Source organism: Thermaerobacillus caldiproteolyticus, from assembly GCF_015326725.1.
Lineage (GTDB): Bacteria > Bacillota > Bacilli > Bacillales > Anoxybacillaceae > Thermaerobacillus > Thermaerobacillus caldiproteolyticus.
Map to the genome: position 1 here is coordinate 3,608,867 of NZ_CP064060.1, position 18,921 is coordinate 3,627,787.

An 18,921-nucleotide genomic window follows, 5' to 3' on the forward strand; every position below is an offset into this window, starting at 1 on the left:
TTGACGTTTTTACTTTGTAATGCGCGCTTTTCGTATAGTAAAGTCGATGTCTGGATAATAGCAGTTTTTGACAAGCACGTTCGGGCCGAGACATTGAACGGATGGACAATGACAGTTCAACTGTTTGGCAAGGCGAGAATTCATCCATTTTTCATACGCTTCTAGCAATGTATTGTGCTGAATGTTTCCGAGCGTCGGTTCATCACCGAAATCGGTGACGATAATATCGCCTGTAAAAATGTTCACATTTAAGCGGGATCGACCATCCGGATCATTGCGAACGGTCACGTTTTTACTTGAATATAAACGCTTCAATAAAGCCAAGTCTTCTTCGTTATCACTGCAAGGATAAAATGGAAGCGTTCCAAACAGCATCCATACGTTTTCGTCGCGAATATCGAGAAGATGATGAATCGCTTTCCGCAATTCGTCAAGACTTAACGTTTCTAGGGCGCTAGCAAAATCGCTCGGATACATCGGATGCACTTCATGACGCTTACAGTGCATCTCTTCAACGATTTGGCGATGAATTGCTTCTAAGTGTGGGAGAGTCCGTTTATTTAACATTGTTTCTGCTGATACAATCACTCCCATGCTCGCAAGTGCTTTGGCGTTTTCAATCATCCGTTCAAAATACTTCTCGCGCTGCGCGATGCTTGGCTTGCGCTCCATCATCGCAAATCCGCCCTCAACAAAATCTTCCATCGTTCCCCAGTTATGCGAAATATGAAGCACGTCTAAGTAAGGAATAATATTTTCATAACGTTCTAGCTCTAGTGTTAAATTTGAGTTGATTTGTGTACGCACTCCACGTTCATGGGCGTATTTTAATAGAGGAACAACGTATTCTTTTACCGATTTTAACGAAAGCATCGGTTCTCCGCCTGTAATGCTTAACGAGCGTAAGTGAGGAATTTCCTCCAGCCGTTGAATCAATAATTCAAGCGGTAACGCTTCCGGGTCTTTCGTTTGCAATGTATAACCGACAGCGCAATGTTCACAGCGCATATTGCATAACGTGGTTGTCGTAAACTCAATATTTGTTAACTCCAATTGGCCGTATTGCTCAATATCTAAATACGCTTCCCATGGGTCAAAAGACGGTGTAATCGGTTCGAGTGTAAGACGGTTCATATAAATCTCCTTTTCTCTGTAAATTCCTTGACCAACGTTAATTATGAAAAACGATATAGATGGTTGTCAATTTTTTAAGCAGCGATCGTTATCACAACCTACCACTAAACTATGGACTTGAATCTCCGAATATGTGCAAACACGCAAAGAAAAAATAGTAACAAACAGATTTTTATTTTTTCCAGCGCAATCCGTTTTCTTTAGTCACGGAAAAAGAGTATAATAAATAAGAAAATTATTCTAAATATTAATACATAAGACGACCAAAGGGGAAGGGGCGTTTAGTGTGGAAAAGTTTCAACAAAGCATGTATCAACTTATTGTAGAAACGTCAACGAAATTGCCAAAAGATGTGCGCCGGGCGATTGCACGTGCCAAAGCAAGAGAAAATGCCGGTACACGTGCAGCAATGGCGTTAACAACGATTGCTGGCAACATCAAAATGGCGGATGAAAACGTATCGCCGATTTGTCAAGATACAGGTCTTCCGACGTTTAAAATTAAAGTGCCGGTCGGCGTCAACCAAATTAAGATGAAAGAGGCGATCCACGCTGCAATTGCTCAAGCAACAAAAGACGGCAAACTTCGTCCGAACTCTGTTGATTCATTAACAGGAGAAAATAGCGGTGACAACCTTGGCGTCGGCGTGCCTGTCATCAAATTTGAACAATGGGAAAAAGACTATATTGATGTCCGTTTAATTTTGAAAGGCGGCGGCTGTGAAAATAAAAACATTCAATATAGCTTGCCTTGTGAGTTGGAAGGACTGGGACGAGCCGGCCGCGACTTAGACGGCATTCGCAAATGCATTTTACATGCGGTGTATCAAGCTCAAGGTCAAGGCTGTAGTGCCGGATTTATCGGGGTCGGTATTGGCGGAGACCGATCTTCCGGTTATGAATTAGCGAAAGAGCAGTTATTCCGTTCGGTTGATGATGTCAATCCTAACGAGCAACTTCGTCAGCTCGAAGAATACATTATGGAAAATGCAAACAAGCTTGGTATTGGAACGATGGGATTTGGCGGGGAAACGACATTGCTTGGCTGTAAAATCGGTGTTATGCACCGTATCCCGGCTAGCTTCTTCGTCTCCGTTGCATATAACTGTTGGGCATTCCGCCGTCTTGGTGTGAAAATCGATCCGGAGACAGGCGAGATTCAAGAATGGTTCTATCAAGAAGGAGAAGATGTCGATTTTGCTAAGGAGCTGGAAAAGGCAGAACAATCCGCAGCAGCACAGCTTGGCGATAAACGTGAAATTGTGTTGGAAGCGCCGCTTACAGAAGAACAAGTACGGAATCTCAAAGTCGGTGACGTTGTTCGCATTAACGGAATGATCTATACAGGCCGCGATGCCATTCATAAATATTTGATGGATCATGACGCTCCTGTCGATTTAAATGGACAAATTATTTACCACTGTGGGCCGGTCATGTTAAAAGATGAAAGCGGTAACTGGCAGGTCAAAGCGGCAGGTCCAACGACAAGCATTCGCGAGGAACCTTATCAAGGTGAAATTATGAAAAAATTCGGTGTCCGTGCTGTCATTGGGAAAGGTGGAATGGGTGCCAAAACGCTTGCAGCGTTAAAAGAACATGGCGGCGTATATTTGAATGCCATCGGCGGTGCGGCGCAATATTATGCCGACTGTATTAAATCTGTGGAAGGAGTCGATTTATTAGAATTCGGCATTCCGGAAGCGATGTGGCATTTAAAAGTAGAAAACTTTACCGCTGTCGTGACAATGGATTCACATGGCAACAGCCTGCATGAAGATGTGGAAAAGTCATCATTAGAGAAGCTGGCACAATTCAAAGAGCCGGTATTTAAATAATTAATCGCGAAAACCGCTAGCGTTTATCTGCTAGCGGTTTTTTTGAAGGATAAGAAAATATAAAATTTGAACCTCCGGCTCCAGAAACCAATCAGTTTACTTCTTGAATCAACATCGGTGCAAAGCTTGCGCAAATAATGACGCTTAAGAGTTTTTGCGGTCAAGCCAGTCTTCTTTGAAGTGCAAGCACTTTTTACGTGGAAAGAAAATTGGCTCATCGCGTGAGCCAGGATGATGACATTTCGCTGTTTGCTCACCGGACACGGGCAGTTTTTAAGTGAAATTAGGTATTTGTCTTTTTTTATGTAAAAAAATGGATTGATTAAACTGCCAATAAAAGAAAAACCTATTTTTAGCAACATGTTTAAGGGGGAGAACAATGAAGAAATGGATTGTCGTTGTATCATTATGTATGATGACCATATGTATCATCCTGCCTTATCAAGCAAACGCAATGTCCAACAAAGCGATTCACTGGGGGTTTAAGAGAAGCGAGAGTCATAAACCTCCTTCCGCCGGCAAAGAACTTGATGATTTACTGGCGAAATATGACGCGTTTTATTTAGGAAATCCGAATAAAAAAGAAATTTATTTAACATTTGATAACGGCTATGAAAACGGGTATACGGCGAAAATTTTAGACGTGTTAAAAGCCAAGCACGTGCCAGCGACGTTTTTTGTCACAGGGCATTATTTAGAAACCGCGCCGGATTTAGTGAAACGAATGGTAAAAGAAGGTCATATTGTCGGTAATCACTCGTGGCATCATCCCGATTTAACACAAGTCAGTGACGAAAAGCTGCGAAAAGAATTAGAATCTGTTCGTAAAAAAACAGAAGAGCTAACAGGACAAAAGGGGATGATGTACCTCCGTCCACCGCGGGGCATTTTTAGCGAGCGAACGATGGCGATTGCTCGGGACCTTGGATATTACCACGTATTTTGGTCGCTTGCATTCGTCGATTGGCATATCGATAAGCAAAAAGGATGGCAATATGCTTACGATAATATTGTGAAACAAATCCATCCAGGAGCGATTTTATTGCTTCATACCGTTTCAAAAGACAATGCCGATGCCTTAGCGAAAGTGATTGACGATTTGCGCAAACAAGGTTATACATTTAAAAGTCTCGATGATTTAATGATGGAAAAAATGATGCTTCATCCGTGGCTATTTACCCTTTGAATGTTTTGTTCAAAGGGGTTTGTTTGGCTTATAATAAAGGAAAAAAGGATGAAGATTGATGTGGCAAGAACGAATCGAAGTAGCTGCTCCATATAATTTTTCTCGCGCATTAGAACGCTTAGCGCTTGATCCGCTATCGCATGTTGATGTAGAGCAGCAGCAAATTACCGTTCCTCTTTATATTCGAGATATTCCTGTTGCGGTTTCTGTACAAAGTATCGGAACAAAGGATTCTCCGTGCTTTCTTGTGACGGCGGCACATTCTCCTTTAAAGGAAGAAATTCTAACGCGCATTTCGCATATTTTTCAATGGGACACACCGCTTACGCCGATTCACGCTCATTTCTTAAAAACAGAATTAAAACCGCTTTTTATCAAGCATGAAGGAACGCCGCTTATATTGGAATTTGATCTTTATTTTTGCCTAATGAAATGTCTTATTCATCAGCAGCTGAACTTAAAATTTGCGTATCGGCTTACCGAACGATTTGTGAAAACATTTGGAAGAGAAATTGACGGTATATGGTTTTATCCACGTCCCGAAGACATTGCCGCACTCAACTATGATGAGCTCAAAAAACTGCAATTCAGCGGGCGAAAAGCCGAATATATCATTGATACATCCAAACTCATTGCAGCAGGAAAAATCAAGTTAGACGAGTTGGCGAAGGCGAGCGATGAGGAAATAACGAAAACACTACTGCAGATTCGCGGCATCGGTCCGTGGACAGTGCAAAACTTTCTTTTATTCGGGCTCGGAAGACCGAATTTGTTCCCAAAAGCAGATATTGGTTTGCAGAGAGCATTGCAACAGCTTTTACATCTTAATGAGAAACCATCTACGGAACAGATGGAAGCGATAAGTAAAAAATGGGAGCCATATTTAAGTTATGCTTCTCTGTATTTGTGGAGAAGTATTGAATAGAGGAGTTGGAGATATGGACAAAGCGACAATTCACATCAAGAAAGGACAACAGTTTCCGCTGACGATTAAGCGCCTCGGCATTAACGGGGAAGGTGTCGGTTATTTTAAAAAGCAAGTGGTTTTTGTGCCGGGGGCGCTTCCGGGAGAAGAAGTAGTCGTGGAAGCAACGAACATTCATCGAAAATACGCAGAAGCGAAAATCAAAAAAATCCGGAAACGCTCGCCGCATCGCGTTACACCGCGTTGTCCCGTTTATGAACAATGTGGTGGCTGTCAACTTCAACATTTGGATTACGAATCCCAGCTTCGTGAAAAACGTGATATCGTTATTCAAGCGTTTGAGCGCCATTGCCGTCTTCCTGTTGAAACGCTGCGGATTCAACCGGCGATCGGCATGGACAACCCTTGGTATTATCGCAATAAAAGTCAGTTTCAAGTCGGAAAGAGAAAAGAAAACGTCATTGCCGGCCTTTATGGGCTTAATTCTCATCAATTAATTGATATATCGGAATGTTTTATTCAACATCAGGCAACGAATCGCGTCACCAATATCGTCAAAACGATTTTACAAGACTTGCGCATTCCGATTTACGATGAGAGGACACGAACCGGACTTGTGCGGACGATTGTCGCAAGAGTCGGCTTTCATACGGGAGATGTGCAGCTTGTACTGATCACAACGAAAAAAGAAATTCCGCGCAGAGAGCTATTCATTGCAGAAATAAAGCGCCGACTTCCGGAAGTCAAATCGATTGTGCAAAATATTAATGGAGAGAAAACATCTCTCATTTTCGGCAAAGAAACATTGTTGCTAGAAGGGGAAGAATACATTCAAGAAGTGCTAGGAGATTTATCGTTTGAGCTGTCAGCGCGGGCATTTTTTCAATTAAATCCGATTCAAACGGTGAAATTGTATGATGAAGTGAAACGAGCCGCAGCATTGACGGGGAACGAAAAGGTCGTCGATGCATACTGTGGAGTCGGGACGATCGGGCTTTGGCTTGCGAAAGAAGCGGGGGAAATTCGCGGAATGGATACGATTCCGGAAGCAATTGAAGATGCGAAGAAAAATGCGGAAAGACACGGGTTGACAAATACGATGTATGTGACGGGAAAGGCGGAAGTGCTGCTCCCTCAATGGATCAAAGCTGGGTGGAAGCCGGATGTTATCGTCGTCGACCCACCAAGAACCGGATGTGACGAACAATTATTAAAAACCATTCTTCAAGTAAAGCCCAAAACCGTCGTTTACGTCTCCTGCAATCCATCAAGCCTAGCACGAGATGTTGACACGTTATTGGAGCGATACACTATCGACTACATCCAGCCTGTCGACATGTTTCCACATACCGCCCATGTGGAGTGTGTGGCGAAACTAACCTTGAAATAAAAGGATTTTAAAGAAGGCTAAGTGGCATTTGACCACATTTTGACCACATTTGTGCCACTTAGCCGTTTTTTCGTATAAAATCCCTAAATAGACGTGCAGTTTTTTCCTCCATTTCTTTCGTTACGTGGGCGTATACGTCGCCGGTCGTTTTGATAGAGGCATGTCCTAAACGAGCCTGTACTTCTTTTAAGTCTGCACCTGCCTCAAGGAGTAATGTGGCATGAGTATGCCTTAGGTCATGAAAACGTATTTTCTTTACTCCGGCGGCTTTTATAACACGATTGAAAATATCTGTTAACGTACGAGGAAAAATCGGTTTTCCCGTTTCACGAGCAAAGACCAGGTCATTGTCTTCGTATTGGTTTCCGACAATCAATTTAATCTCAGCTTGTTTGGCTTTATATCTCTTCAACTCTTTTAAGAGAAAATCATCCATTGCAATAATGCGCTGGGAAGCTTCTGTTTTCAAATCTCCAAATCGAAATCCGTCTTCGTCGTAAATTTAAGTTTCGCTGAATATGGATCCGTGAGTGGTCAAAATCAATGTCCTGCCATTTCAGCTCCAAAAGCTCACCGCGGCGCATTCCGGTATAGGCTGCAGTTAGAAAGGCTGTGTAGTATATGATGTTTTCTAATTTAGCGAAACTTAAAAAACGATTGAGTTCTTCTCGCGTCCATGTCACATACTTTCTTTTTCTGACTCGAGGAACGTCCACTTTAGTTAGTGGATTCACTAGGATTAAATCCCACTCAATTGCTTTTTGCAATGCTCCGTACAAAACAATATAGATATACTCGATATATCGTTCTGATAATCCCTCATCTATAAGGGCATTAATGAATTGTTGGCATTGTGCAGCGGTCAATTTACGCAGCGGAATTTTGCCTAGAGACGGAATAATTCGATGATTAATCGCCCTTACGTAATTTTTTAAAGTTGTTTCTTTTATTTTTCGTTTAGCAGATAGCTCAATCCAATCTTTTAAGTATTCTTCTACAGACATATTTTGATTGATGATGTTTACACCTTTTTCTGCCTGGGCGATGAGTTCGTTGGCTGTTTTCTCTGCTTCTTTCTTCGTCGCAAAACCACGACGTGTGGTTTGTCGCCGTTTCCCTGTTATAGGGTCGCGTCCTAAATCTACCGTAACAGACCATGTATATCCCTTCGCGTTTTTGGCAGGTACTTTGCGGAAATAGGCCATTGTTGTTCCTCCTTTCGGGTGATGTTGATATTGTTATGTTAAAACGTTTTCCAGATGGTTTTTGGTATAATTTATTGCATTTTTCCTTTGGAATGTGCTATGACCGAAATTCTTTTAGAAATCCGGACTTACATGGGGCGGTTATCAAGCGTGCTTGAAATATGGTTGTGAACGATATTGCGGGCATTCACCGTCACAACATCTTGCTTTTGAGCACGCAAAATATTTTCAGGAATTTTCGAATGCATACACGGTTGATCCGAAGAAAACTGAACGGGGAGGGGACGGAATGAAAAAATATTTGTGGTCGATTCATTGGAAAGGTTCCTTTAGCAGCTCTTTTACATCAAAACGTTGTGACGGATGAGAAGGACATAACGAAAGCAATCGAGGTTTTTAAGCAGATTAAGAAAGCTCGTGAGATTGATATTAATCGAGTCGAGTTTATTTGTGAGGTATATGCGTAAAAAACAAAAAGCCAGGACTTCTCCCGGCTAACAGATCGCTATATTAAGTATAGCACGGGAGGGATTCCGGTGAATATCAACATAGAAAAAATGACGGCTGAGATAGATTTGAGAAGCAATGCTATGTACATTGTCAAAGACGGACAATTGACGAAAATAGATGCTCCCCCAAGTGGCTTTGGTGAATATACAACCATCTGGAAAGATGGAAAGGTTTTAGATGTGATTAAAAGTGAGAGAGTGAGGATTTGACACATATTGTGAAGGAGAAAATGATATGAAATATAGGGTTTATGATGAGCGAACTAATGAAACGTTGTTTGAAAGTGATAGTAAGTTCGAGTGTTATAAGTATTTGTACCAAAACTTTGATGAATCTGATGAAGATTTTCCGCATGTTTGGCTTGAAGAATTTAAACAAGATTAACGTCACAGTTCGACCATTAAATGCAATAAAAGAGTAACTACTTGGAATATCAATGAGAATATCTTTATTCAGCAATAGGGCGCTATCCTCTAATAAGGATATCTGTCTTATTTTATTTAATTAAAGGGGAAGGTTAAATAAGAAAAAACAAAAATTTATTCCTGACTTGCAGTAATTCTTTATATGTAACTTGACATAAATAGAAATTCTTTTTATGATGTAAGCAATTACTTGCATTCATAAAGAGGAGTTACTAATGGAAGAACATTTAGATACTCGTGAAAGAATTTTACAAGCAACTTTAAAATTAATTAGGGAAAAAGGATTTAAAGGAGCAACTACCCGTGCAATTGCACAGGAAGCTGGTGTAAATGAAGTAACATTATTTCGTCATTTCAACAATAAGAAGGGAATGGTAAAAGCTGTTTTTGAAAAGGTATCATATGTTTCTACACTTTCAGAAGCTATAAAAGAAAAGGTTGAGTGGGATTTAGAAAAAGACTTATTGATGTTTTCTAAGTTGTATCAACAACTTTTATGCGAAAACCGTGATTTAATTATGATTGGTTTAAAAGAAGGAGACTCATTTCCAGAACTGAAACAACAAATTGGAGATATTCCACGGAAATTGAAAGAAATTTTAATTGAATATTTTAATACAATGAGAGAGAAAGGGATTTTGTTTGAAACAAATGTTGAAGCTCAAGCAATGGCATTAATTTGGATGAATTTTGGCTTTTTTATGTCTCGTTCACAACATGGTACCCAGATTACTGATTTAACTGAAGAAGAATTTTTAAAGAACATTGTTGAAGTTTTTACTAGAGGGTTAGCACTCTAGTTTAATTTTTAACTTTTGAGAAAGTATGTACTTGCATACATTAATCAACGAAAAAAGGGGAGTATTTTATGTTAGAGGTAATTCTTATGTCCATTGAACGAGTTTCACTGGCTATTATTGTCGGTGGAGGAATCATTATGGCAGCTTGTGTACGTCCACTGTTGTTACAGCAATTATCACGAAAAGATAGAAAAGAGATTGTTAAATCAACTGAGGCAATTTCTATTAATGCTTGGAATAGATATAACAAAGTTGCATTTGTAGCTACTACGGTAATGATGGTTTTGGACTTTATTCGAATTGGCATGAGAATCCAATATTCTTATTGGCATCTAGGCTTGGTAGCCATAATACTTTTGTTGTTACTTTGGAAGTTCATTGTAGATAAATCATTGAAGAAGAGACTTTTGGAGAAGGGAGATGCTGCTGTTAATAGTTCAGAGCAAAATAAAGAGCATCGCCTAGTCGAGTTGTTGTCTAAAATTATTCTTGTATTAGCTATAATATTAACTGTTTTCCCTTTTCAAATATAAATGTTTGTATAAATTGGTTTAAGATATTAATCAACACGTTCCCTCATTCGATTGTAATTCGTTGCTATTTTATATATTAAATTGTACTTTCAACCTTCTTAAACAATCGGGCGCAATTCTAGTACAAGGAATTGTATCTTTTTTAGTTATCATCTTCAACATGGTATTGCTTATTTGACACAAACTATGCAGTAAAGGGGGCGAGATTAACAGAATCATTTATGAATAGTAACCCTAGTACCAATTGGAACTCTAGATGATAATTCTAGAACATCATGATTAAACATTCTAATACATCCATGTGAGACATTCTTACCGATAGAAGTGGGTTATTTGTTCCGTGTATACCGTAATGGGGTTTTGACAATCTCATCCAAAGCACTCCAAATGGTCCGCCGGGATTACGTTGTTTATTGATAATCGTGTATGTCCCAAAAGGTGTTGGTGACAATATTTTTCTAACTGCAATTGGGTAAGTTTTAATAAGCCTGTTTCCATTGAAGATACAGTCTTAAAGCTTAGAAAAAGAATTAAAGAGCTTGAAGGTCAGTTAAAAGCAAATAGTATTAAACCAGTGAAATCAAGAATATAAAAGCCTTACGGAAGAACCGAGGGCACTGAATGGCTTATAGCCGTTTGGTGTCCTTTTTTATTTAATATTGAGGAGGTCAGCAAGATGAAACAAATATCATTTCAATTGCCGGAAATTGATTGCGATGCAACAAAAAAGCGAGTAGAGGCGGCGTTGGAGAAATACAGATTTTATCTCCTTGCGGTTCCGGAGGAAAAGCTCCCAAAGGTGACAGCGACATATTCACTTGTCTCTCCTGCTAACACCAATGTTTTTCATTCATTTACAGAAACAGCAGTGATTGACAAGGTGGATTTTGAACGCGAACGTGATGAATATATGGAATGGATTAGACGAGGAGTGAATCGGCTTAGTCCGAGAGAAAGGGAGTTAACTATCAAGCGATACTTGAGCGATGAGGAGATGTATGATTACGAGCTTTACAATGAGATGGGAATGAGCGAGCGGAAGTATTATCGTGTATCAAGTCAAGGGCGTTCTATAAGCTTGCTTTTGCTCTAAAAGTTGAGGTCTATAAAAAGGGAGAAAGTGAGGTGGCTTCATCATGAATTTTGTTCAGCTGATGCGTGATCCAGAAGAGGTTAATCTACCTTATCATGCATTACACAAACTTCTTGACAGTACCATCGTCCAGCAGTTTTCGTACTTGAAAACTTCACTTTTCTTTGCATAATTGTATTTTAATTAATCCATAATAGCTAACGAAAAGGTGATATTATGAATTTTTTTAGGAGGGTTATTATGGGAATTTTAAGTGGTAATCCAAAAGAAGAGCCGATGCACTACGGAGAAATATTTGGTGTATGGTCGCATTTACTAGTGGCTAAAGGATTAGTAGCTGGGTATCAAACATTACTCAACCATACAGGTGATGAAGATTTAAAACGTTTTATTGAGGATAGTATTGAAAACGTTCTAAAACCGGAAATACAAGGAACAGAAAACTTGTTAAAAGAAAATGGAATAGCACTTCCACCATCACCGCCAGAACGGCCAAAAGCGTGTTGGGAAGACATTCCTGCAGGTGCGAGATTTACTGACCCGGAAATCGCTGCAATGCTTGCTAAAGATATTGCGCAGGGTTTAGTGGCATGTAGTACAATTATGGGGCAGTGCATCAGGGAAGATATTGCTTTAATGTATGGTCAATTTCACATGAAAAAAGCACAATATGGTGCTACATTGCTTAGAATGAACAAAGAAAAAGGTTGGCTAGTTCCACCGCCGCTCAATGTGAAAAGCTCGGATTGTTAAAAGGAGCTTTAATATGTTTATCTAAAAGCTTGCGTGCCGCAAGCTTTTACTTTTTGGCTCTTTTAAAGAATGTTGTTGATTTTCTTGTTCAGCTAACGGGAATTTTAGTTTAATAAAGAAGTAACCATCAGGAAATTTCCCCATAAGAAAAGGATCCAAAGGATCCTTAGTTAGTTTGATGACAAACTCAACTAGATGAGTTTGTCTTTTTTCGGTATATTAGAATTGAAAAAGATCAATTTATTAATTCTAATCTCTTCTGTCATTTCTTCTTCTTAATCCTAACAGTCCTGCTAAACCAACTAAACCAATCCAACCCCAATCTGTATCGTCATCATCATCGTTATCAGTCACGTCTGCATTCTGAGCCATGTGAGTTATTTTGTTTGTATTGTTATCGATATCAATGTCGTTATTTTGAGCATAAACAGCTACCCCAAAAAGCATTACTGTAACTGATAGAGCACAAAATGAATTGAGAATTTTTTTTAACACGGTTTTCACCTCCTTTTAATAATTGTTAACTTTAATATGTGCAATCAAAAGAATAATTATTCTGTAGATATAAAGGAGCCATTTAGGGGTAACTTATTCAAAAAACAAATGCGTTACTTCAGGAACAAGGAAGTAACGATTGATTACAGATGTAAAAAAAACGGGAAATCAATCGCATTTACGAGGCATAGACCGTTCTATACAAGAAGGGAAAGTAGTAATTATCAAATGGATGAAGGTAGAAATTGGGGATTACTTTGTTATTCCACTAACGGGGATCGATAGTTGAATAAGACATACAAAAAGACCGGGAAATTGATATTACCCACCTTTAAGTAGACAGTGTAAAAAAGCCCACGAATATACCTCGTGAGTGTTACACTTCTGTTTGAAAGGGATTTTTATATGGTTAGAAAAGGACAAACGTTTAACCATTACACAGAGGAATTGAAAAGAAAAGCCGTCATGATGTATGAAGGGGGATGGAAGCGATCATTTAATTTCAAAAGAATGAGGTTTTAAGAGTTCTACACAATTAAAAAATTAGGGGAAGAAATACAGATCGGGTGAATCTTTAACGGATCAGCATGGGAAAAAATCAAGGATCGATCATCCATTCCGTGGTCGTCCTAAGACTAAATGTAGGAGTGTGGAAGCAAAGCTCAAACCGAATACTTAAAAAAGCGTTATTGAAATCTAAATGGAGGTGACATTACGAAGTCCCAGTGTTTTCAAATCATCCATGAAATGAGTTTACCCTATCACACTATTGGTTGACATCGCAGGTGTTAGTCGTGCTTGATATAGACATCCGTAGGGAAAGAATGAAGAAAGAACAAGATATAAAAGATCATATGATGGATATCCATCAAGCTCACCCTGAATATGGATGTCCACGTATAACAACTGTGCTTAAAAAACAAGGAGATGTCATCAATCATAAGCTTGTGTACCGGTTAATGCTGGCTGCATAGTCTTTTTCAAGGCTGTCTACTTGACAGGGGTAAGACCACGATCGGGGTAGCGTTTTCTATTTAAATGATCTGTTAAAGAAATGAGGTTGATTTTCTACTTCAACTAACGGATCAGTCTGGTTGAAGAAGGGGGATTAAAAGAAACAATATTGAATATCAATATCTAAGTAAAATGAAGAATATACAGGTGGAATATGTGATGTATATAACAAGATGGGCAACAAAAAGCGAGCTTCCATTGCTTGCAGAATATTGGTTTAAGATGGCATGTGAGATGGGAGAAAAGGATGGTATACCTATACCAAGCATTGAACGTGTTCACGAAATTAGAAACTTATTTATTAAGGAGAGTGAAGAGAATAATCTGGGGTTTAGGGTTGCGGTTGATGAGAATGGAAATATTGTGGCGTGTGCAGGGGGACTTATTAGAATGGAGTATGCCACTCCTCTAAGTGAAGAACAAACCCCTTTTGGTTGGGTAATTTGTGTTTATACAATGAACAATCACCGAAAAAAAGGTTTGGCTTCTCAATTGGTGGAAGAAGTCTGTTCCTGGCTAAAAGAGAGAGGAGCAAAAAGGGCTCGACTATGGGCCAGTTCACAGGGCAGGAGAATCTATGAAAGTATTGGATTTTCTCCAATGCTGGATATGGAGAAAGTATTGTAATGAGTAATTTAAACGTTAATGTTGATTTTCGTTATTTTTATTGAACTAATAAACTACATTATTCTTGTAAAGATCCCAATGCTATCATCAAGAGAAGTTGGAGGGAATCTTGTGAATCAGACTTTCGACAAACAACCTGTTGCATTTGTTACAGGAGCTTCAAGCGGCTTTGGTTTGCTGACAAGTGTGGCACTTGCCAGCGAAGGATATCGCGTGCTGGCTTCAATGAGAGACTTGGATAACAAAGGACGGCTGGAAGCAGCGGCTAAAGAAGCGGGTGTAACAGATCGGATTGAGATAATCCAATTGGATGTGACCGATTTTTCCGCCGCGGAAGCTGTGATTCAGGATGTGATTCATCGTTACGGACGAATTGATCTGTTGGTGAACAATGCGGGGTATGCAGCAGGCGGCTTCACGGAGGAACTTGCTGTTGAAGAATGGCGGCGGCAATTTGAAACCAATTTTTTCGGTTTGGTGGCAGTGACGAAAGCTGTTTTGCCGTCGATGAGGAAACGCAGAAGCGGCAAGATTGTGAATATAAGCAGTATCAGCGGACGGATCGGATTCCCCTCTATGGGACCTTATGTGGCATCCAAGTTTGCGGTGGAAGGATTCAGCGAGTCTTTGCGTATGGAGATGCTACCGTACGGCGTTCATGTAGTTTTGATTGAACCGGGATCCTATAAAACGGATATCTGGTCAAAGGGATTGGGAGCGGTAACGATCAATCCGAATTCTCCTTATGTTAAAGAGATGAAGGAAATTTTGAAATATGTCAACCAAGTTGCTGACACGGCACCTGCTCCGGATGAAGTGATCCAACAAATTGTGCAAGTAGCAAAGTCTCCCTATCCGAAATTGCGGTATCCGGTTGGCAAAGGCGTGAAGTTAGGAATTGTCTTGAAAAATGTACTGCCGTGGAAGTGGTGGGAGCGGATAGTGACAAAACGTTTTTGGAAGGGATCATGATGGAAAAAGATAGAGTGAAGAGCCGGAGTTTACGGTTCAGCAAAATTACAGTCCGACAATATTTTTTGTTACTTCACTAATGGGGTTCGATAGTTCAATTAACCGCTCTTATTATAGGCGGTTTTTCTTTTTGTCAAAAATCAACAAACGATAACAGAGCTAAACATTAAAAACATAGAATGTAATATTTCTCGTTTAAATGATGCCATACCATTGCTTGTGAGAAGTGTTGAGATTGCGGAATCACTAAAAGAATCAATCGATGTTGCTGTTTCTAAAACGAAAAAAGAAGCTGAAAGTAGGTGGAGAAAAGTAATGGATAAAGTGAATTAATTAACAGCAGATTGCAATATAAGGATTTTCCAATGCAGTAATGGAGTTAGTTCAAAAAATATTTACCTAATAAAACATCCTTCGGGGTGTTTTTTATTTGTATAATGAAGGAAAATATCTCTTTTTGTTGAATATTAAAATTGGTGATGATATATGAATGTTGAAACAAAGCACATTATTAGATGGGGTATTCCAGGATGGATCTATATTATTAGCCTAATTTCTTATTTCATCTTTAGTACACCAGAATTATTAGTCAGTCTAAAAACTAAATATGGTTTAACAATCCTGAGTTTAAGTGCGATTCTTGCAGGGATTGGAGTTCCAGTTGGTTATCTTATCCATCAAATAAGTATGCTTTTTGGTTTTGTTATAAGTCATAAATGGGACAAGTATTTTAAGGAAGAGTATGACTTAGACAGTAAAATTATTGGTGCTGACAACGGAGAAAAAATTAGAGAAAGGTATCGTCATTTATTATCACGGGTGCATGAATTAAGAGCACTAAAGTATAGCAATGGGTTATCTATGTTAACGGTTGTAGCTATACTATATTTGTATTCAAATACATTAGCTGGCTTAATTATTTCAGCCATTAATTTTTTATTCGTAATAATTGTCCACGTTAATCAAAAATATTTCGAAGCAAACTTAAAATTTTTTATAAAAAGAACTATCGAGCGCCATTAATGGCGCTTTTGCTTTTTTCTCGGAGGGCCGAGCAAGCCTAAACTTTGTTCCAATCCGACTGAGGAAGGTATTATGCATAGCACAAAGAACAACAAGATAAGGCAGAGCGACATCGATATTACGATGAACGTATTTGTGATAAGAAAGCGCGTGAGTTTTACCATAGCAGCACGTACAGGAAGCAGTGTTGATGCCAGAACCGGTCTTAAGAAGAAGCGAATCACGTCAGCAGATGTTGATATTGTTTCTGTTAAGATAGATTGGTCGTTACGCTTATCATTGAGCAACTTGCATATGAATATGTTGATCGGCCATTAACACCAGAAGAGGAATTGCAACAATTAAAAGAACGAATAACACTGATGCAGCAAGCATGAGACGACTTGCGATCAGGAGGTATGTAAGAGGGCTGGAGATTTTGGACAAGCGGCATATTTAGTACAACGTATTTCTAGACGGAGCATATACTTATGACTTGTGATTAGCAGACGGCCGGACTTGAAAGAGAGGATTGGCGCTTACTTGAGAGAAAATGGACGACAAGATTTAAGTACACAATAGGAATCGTGAAGTAATGCTTGTTCAACCAAATGACAGGTTAGATGAAGAAGGGAGTTCAGCATAAGAGTATGTTATTATAGGTAAAAACAGTGGCAGTTAAGGTGAAAGTAATGAAAAGGGTGAAGAAAATGAATGAACAGATTATCAAATGCCCTGGTTGCGGGCTAATGCTACCCGATCGACGAATAGAATTGCCGTATCGTTTTAATGCGACGGGAGAATGTTACCAAAAATACAGTGAACTTAGCCTGTATACGATGAGTAAACAAGACATCGATTTTATGCATCAGCACGCTATCGATGCATACAGTGCACAGCACGCAGGCGGTGGTATGAAAAATATCACAATTGCTTTTTCATTAATTGGATTATATTATGCGGTTGAGCTTGGTTACACTGGAAAACAAGTGCAGCGAGTGCATATGCTGCTTAGTCGACGAAAATATAACTGGCCGTCGTTACAACTCCCCAGCAAGCCCTATTCACTAACTGTTAATGACGTTTTGAAAGAGCAACCAGGGAAAAATCGAGATGCTATGCTTAGAGAATGGATGTATGATGTGTGGCAGTGTTGGGAACATCAACACAACTGGGTAAAGAATATTTCACAATCTTTGTTAAAATAGATTGATCTAAAAAATACTCTTATAGAACTAACGAGCTAGTTGAAGAACAGGTCAACATTGAAAAGATGTTGACCTTTTTGTTTTGCATTAGGACGATACAGTGTCATAAGTACTGCTTTATAAAGCATCCTCCTCTTAAAATAGTGGGTAAATATGCTGTGACGTTAAAAGTAGGAAAGTGGGGTACCTGTAAAATTATCAAATCTCTATAAAAAGTTAAACCGGCGGTGGCTGCGTTTGCAGTTGAGAAAAAGATTAGAACAGCATCTTAATTTTTGAGGTTTGGCAGTGGTGTATGTGTTGATTCTTCAGGAATACATGTGGACTTGACGGGAGTTTGCAATAAAAAATAGTATGTGTAAGTTCCAATAAGTAAATATGCATGAATGAAAATTTTGTTATATCTGAAACCATTTTTCCAAAAAATGCGTATAAAAATGTGTAATATGATGGAAAAGCGAGGGGTTGACATCATGTCTAGCAATGATTTAGGAGTGATTATTTTCTTGGGGATTATGGGGTTAACTTCCCTATTCTTAGCATTAAAGTACAATAAAAGTTTTCATTCAAAGTTTGTTGAACAAAATTTTGGTTCAGGTGACCAAACCGGAGGCCTTTTTCTTCTAAATGCACTAAGACTTCTCTTACCATATTGGGTTTATAGAATCATTTTAACTTTAATAGGAATCTGTTTATTATTTGGAGATTTTATACTTGTTATGAAGTTGAAAAGTTAAATCAATTTTATATAGTTGAGGATTTTATTAATCTATCTCCTAATTTTTCTATGCTGTTTAACAAAAAGAGAGGATAAATTTCATGCTGGGATTATTACTATACCTATTGCTATGGTTTGTAGTGATGAATATGATGTAGCAGTGTTAAAAATTCCTGAAAAAGATGGTAGTTGAGCCATTTATACAGCTTCCAAAAGAATGGAAGGTTATGGGGGGAGATGAGATTGCAACTTCTCGTTTACCCCCTCGGAGTCATAGCAATCCTTTTTTACCAAATCTATTTTCCAGGATAGTAAGTCAAATCAATAACAATGTATCAAATAAGAAGTTTAGAGGGATTAGTATTTAATATGGAAACAAAAAGTTCAGAAGAGGAATTAACAAGGAAGATAGTTGTAAAGCTAGAGATCAAAGAAGGAAAAGACATTGAGATGAGTTTTCTAGACTTTATTATATGGAGATATGAAAACTTGGGACTGTAATAGGAAACAAAATGACAGTTGAGTTTCCTTGGATGCGGAGGAGCCGAGGTTATAGGCGTAAAAAGGAACAAGGTCATTATAGGGTGTACAAGTACAAGATTATTCAAGCGGATGGATTGACCTTGTTCCATTAAGATTTATTTCCACTATTGAAGTGCTTGATACAAAAAATAAAAAAGCCAGGACTTTTTTCGGCATATGCAATGGCCTTCTAACTACATGATAACAACAAGGGGGAGTGGGGAAACGATTTTCTCAATTGTTGTTTTTACGCGATACGAACGGAGAAAAAACAAGCGAAGCAGTCGAGACAGCGTTTGAAAAATATCGCATGTATAGTTGACGATTCCGGACGAATTCCTGCCACGCGTGGCACAAACGTACTCTCTCGTGCTGCCAAGCGACACGAATGCTTTTTATTCATCTACAGAAAACGCGGCAATCAAAAAAGCAGACTTCGAACGAGAACGTGATGAGCACATGGAGAGAATATGCAGTGAGGTCAATAAACTCAATGCAATCGAGAGGGGAATAAATCATTAAACGATACACGTCCTTAGAAGCATTTCTTCATTAGATAAGCGATATATCGGTTA

General features: G+C 39.0%; 19 protein-coding genes and 3 pseudogenes. 18 read left to right on the forward strand and 4 right to left on the reverse strand.

Annotation, left to right across the window (positions count from 1 at the left end; translation table 11 throughout):
* Window positions 1–9 precede the first annotated feature (9 nt).
* Window positions 10–1,134 (reverse strand): radical SAM/CxCxxxxC motif protein YfkAB, encoded by a 1,125-nt coding sequence (yfkAB, locus tag ISX45_RS18155; protein WP_181557176.1) that lies wholly within the window; start codon window positions 1,132–1,134, stop codon window positions 10–12.
* 286 nt (window positions 1,135–1,420) lie between these two features.
* On the opposite strand from yfkAB, the gene ISX45_RS18160 reads away from it, so the two are divergent.
* From ISX45_RS18160 to rlmD, 4 genes are all read left to right on the forward strand, one after another.
* Window positions 1,421–2,968, forward strand: a complete 1,548-nt coding sequence (locus ISX45_RS18160) for a fumarate hydratase (RefSeq protein WP_194519579.1) — start codon at window positions 1,421–1,423, stop codon at window positions 2,966–2,968.
* Between the two features lie 412 nt (window positions 2,969–3,380).
* Complete coding sequence (gene pdaA / locus ISX45_RS18165; RefSeq protein ID WP_373367384.1) at window positions 3,381–4,154, forward strand: delta-lactam-biosynthetic de-N-acetylase; 774 nt, start codon at window positions 3,381–3,383, stop codon at window positions 4,152–4,154.
* 58 nt (window positions 4,155–4,212) lie between these two features.
* Window positions 4,213–5,079 carry a DNA-3-methyladenine glycosylase family protein gene (locus ISX45_RS18170; RefSeq protein WP_181557179.1) on the forward strand — a complete coding sequence of 289 codons (867 nt, stop codon included), beginning with the start codon at window positions 4,213–4,215 and terminating at the stop codon, window positions 5,077–5,079.
* Between the two features lie 13 nt (window positions 5,080–5,092).
* Window positions 5,093–6,469: a 23S rRNA (uracil(1939)-C(5))-methyltransferase RlmD gene (gene rlmD / locus ISX45_RS18175; protein ID WP_194519580.1), complete on the forward strand. Its 1,377-nt coding sequence runs from the start codon at window positions 5,093–5,095 to the stop codon at window positions 6,467–6,469.
* Between the two features lie 58 nt (window positions 6,470–6,527).
* On the opposite strand, the pseudogene ISX45_RS19985 reads toward rlmD, so the two are convergent.
* A pseudogene (locus ISX45_RS19985) lies at window positions 6,528–7,674 on the reverse strand (site-specific integrase).
* A 536-nt stretch (window positions 7,675–8,210) separates the two neighbouring features.
* Here ISX45_RS19985 and ISX45_RS18185 point away from each other — a divergent pair.
* The 4 genes from ISX45_RS18185 (at window position 8,211) to ISX45_RS18200 (ending at window position 9,942) form a co-directional block, all read left to right on the forward strand.
* Entirely contained in the window at window positions 8,211–8,393 is a 183-nt protein-coding gene (locus tag ISX45_RS18185; RefSeq protein ID WP_407649676.1) for a DUF3954 domain-containing protein, read from the forward strand.
* 25 nt (window positions 8,394–8,418) lie between these two features.
* Window positions 8,419–8,568 carry a hypothetical protein gene (locus ISX45_RS18190; protein WP_194519581.1) on the forward strand — a complete coding sequence of 50 codons (150 nt, stop codon included), beginning with the start codon at window positions 8,419–8,421 and terminating at the stop codon, window positions 8,566–8,568.
* A 256-nt stretch (window positions 8,569–8,824) separates the two neighbouring features.
* Complete coding sequence (locus tag ISX45_RS18195) at window positions 8,825–9,409, forward strand: TetR/AcrR family transcriptional regulator (RefSeq protein WP_194519582.1); 585 nt, start codon at window positions 8,825–8,827, stop codon at window positions 9,407–9,409.
* Window positions 9,410–9,477: 68 nt separating this feature from the next.
* Window positions 9,478–9,942: a hypothetical protein gene (locus ISX45_RS18200; RefSeq protein WP_194519583.1), complete on the forward strand. Its 465-nt coding sequence runs from the start codon at window positions 9,478–9,480 to the stop codon at window positions 9,940–9,942.
* Window positions 9,943–10,157: 215 nt separating this feature from the next.
* On the opposite strand, the pseudogene ISX45_RS18205 reads toward ISX45_RS18200, so the two are convergent.
* A pseudogene (locus ISX45_RS18205) lies at window positions 10,158–10,447 on the reverse strand (L,D-transpeptidase).
* 171 nt (window positions 10,448–10,618) lie between these two features.
* Here ISX45_RS18205 and ISX45_RS18210 point away from each other — a divergent pair.
* A pseudogene (locus ISX45_RS18210) lies at window positions 10,619–11,082 on the forward strand (ArpU family phage packaging/lysis transcriptional regulator).
* Between the two features lie 193 nt (window positions 11,083–11,275).
* The gene (locus ISX45_RS18215; RefSeq protein WP_194519584.1) at window positions 11,276–11,788 is read left to right on the forward strand and encodes a DUF3231 family protein; all 513 of its coding nucleotides are present in this window, start codon (window positions 11,276–11,278) and stop codon (window positions 11,786–11,788) included.
* 249 nt (window positions 11,789–12,037) lie between these two features.
* On the opposite strand, the gene ISX45_RS18220 is transcribed toward ISX45_RS18215, so the two are convergent.
* Window positions 12,038–12,283, reverse strand: coding sequence for a WGxxGxxG family protein (locus tag ISX45_RS18220; RefSeq protein WP_194519585.1), 246 nt, complete (start codon window positions 12,281–12,283; stop codon window positions 12,038–12,040).
* 139 nt (window positions 12,284–12,422) lie between these two features.
* Here ISX45_RS18220 and ISX45_RS18225 point away from each other — a divergent pair, with 139 nt between their 5' ends.
* The 8 genes from ISX45_RS18225 to ISX45_RS18260 all read left to right on the forward strand — a co-directional run bounded on the left by ISX45_RS18225 (window position 12,423) and on the right by ISX45_RS18260 (window position 17,843).
* Window positions 12,423–12,572 (forward strand): hypothetical protein, encoded by a 150-nt coding sequence (locus ISX45_RS18225; RefSeq protein ID WP_194519586.1) that lies wholly within the window; start codon window positions 12,423–12,425, stop codon window positions 12,570–12,572.
* Between the two features lie 535 nt (window positions 12,573–13,107).
* Window positions 13,108–13,257, forward strand: coding sequence for an IS3 family transposase (locus ISX45_RS18230; protein WP_194519587.1), 150 nt, complete (start codon window positions 13,108–13,110; stop codon window positions 13,255–13,257).
* 199 nt (window positions 13,258–13,456) lie between these two features.
* On the forward strand, window positions 13,457–13,924 hold the full coding sequence (locus ISX45_RS18235) for a GNAT family N-acetyltransferase (RefSeq protein WP_194519588.1): 468 nt from the start codon (window positions 13,457–13,459) through the stop codon (window positions 13,922–13,924).
* Between the two features lie 111 nt (window positions 13,925–14,035).
* Window positions 14,036–14,896 (forward strand): oxidoreductase, encoded by an 861-nt coding sequence (locus tag ISX45_RS18240; protein ID WP_194519589.1) that lies wholly within the window; start codon window positions 14,036–14,038, stop codon window positions 14,894–14,896.
* A 486-nt stretch (window positions 14,897–15,382) separates the two neighbouring features.
* Window positions 15,383–15,919 (forward strand): BA5345 family protein, encoded by a 537-nt coding sequence (locus ISX45_RS18245; RefSeq protein ID WP_194519590.1) that lies wholly within the window; start codon window positions 15,383–15,385, stop codon window positions 15,917–15,919.
* Between the two features lie 72 nt (window positions 15,920–15,991).
* A complete protein-coding gene (locus ISX45_RS18250) occupies window positions 15,992–16,237 on the forward strand; it encodes a hypothetical protein (protein ID WP_194519591.1) in 246 nt (81 codons plus the stop codon).
* Window positions 16,238–16,608: 371 nt separating this feature from the next.
* Window positions 16,609–17,106, forward strand: coding sequence for a DUF5946 family protein (locus tag ISX45_RS18255; RefSeq protein WP_228485587.1), 498 nt, complete (start codon window positions 16,609–16,611; stop codon window positions 17,104–17,106).
* A gap of 473 nt (window positions 17,107–17,579) precedes the next feature.
* Complete coding sequence (locus ISX45_RS18260; protein ID WP_181557185.1) at window positions 17,580–17,843, forward strand: hypothetical protein; 264 nt, start codon at window positions 17,580–17,582, stop codon at window positions 17,841–17,843.
* Window positions 17,844–18,921 lie beyond the last annotated feature (1,078 nt).

Coding starts and splice junctions, on each gene's coding strand:
- ISX45_RS18255 (WP_228485587.1), top strand. CDS start 16,609: ATGAATGAACAGATTATCAAATGCCCTGGTTGCGGGCTAATGCTACCC.
- ISX45_RS18215 (WP_194519584.1), top strand. CDS start 11,276: ATGGGAATTTTAAGTGGTAATCCAAAAGAAGAGCCGATGCACTACGGA.
- pdaA (WP_373367384.1), top strand. CDS start 3,381: ATGATGACCATATGTATCATCCTGCCTTATCAAGCAAACGCAATGTCC.
- ISX45_RS18195 (WP_194519582.1), top strand. CDS start 8,825: ATGGAAGAACATTTAGATACTCGTGAAAGAATTTTACAAGCAACTTTA.
- ISX45_RS18260 (WP_181557185.1), top strand. CDS start 17,580: ATGTCTAGCAATGATTTAGGAGTGATTATTTTCTTGGGGATTATGGGG.
- ISX45_RS18170 (WP_181557179.1), top strand. CDS start 4,213: ATGTGGCAAGAACGAATCGAAGTAGCTGCTCCATATAATTTTTCTCGC.
- ISX45_RS18250 (WP_194519591.1), top strand. CDS start 15,992: ATGCATAGCACAAAGAACAACAAGATAAGGCAGAGCGACATCGATATT.
- yfkAB (WP_181557176.1), bottom strand. CDS start 1,134: ATGAACCGTCTTACACTCGAACCGATTACACCGTCTTTTGACCCATGG.
- rlmD (WP_194519580.1), top strand. CDS start 5,093: ATGGACAAAGCGACAATTCACATCAAGAAAGGACAACAGTTTCCGCTG.
- ISX45_RS18235 (WP_194519588.1), top strand. CDS start 13,457: ATGTATATAACAAGATGGGCAACAAAAAGCGAGCTTCCATTGCTTGCA.
- ISX45_RS18200 (WP_194519583.1), top strand. CDS start 9,478: ATGTTAGAGGTAATTCTTATGTCCATTGAACGAGTTTCACTGGCTATT.
- ISX45_RS18190 (WP_194519581.1), top strand. CDS start 8,419: ATGAAATATAGGGTTTATGATGAGCGAACTAATGAAACGTTGTTTGAA.
- ISX45_RS18245 (WP_194519590.1), top strand. CDS start 15,383: ATGAATGTTGAAACAAAGCACATTATTAGATGGGGTATTCCAGGATGG.
- ISX45_RS18230 (WP_194519587.1), top strand. CDS start 13,108: ATGAAGAAAGAACAAGATATAAAAGATCATATGATGGATATCCATCAA.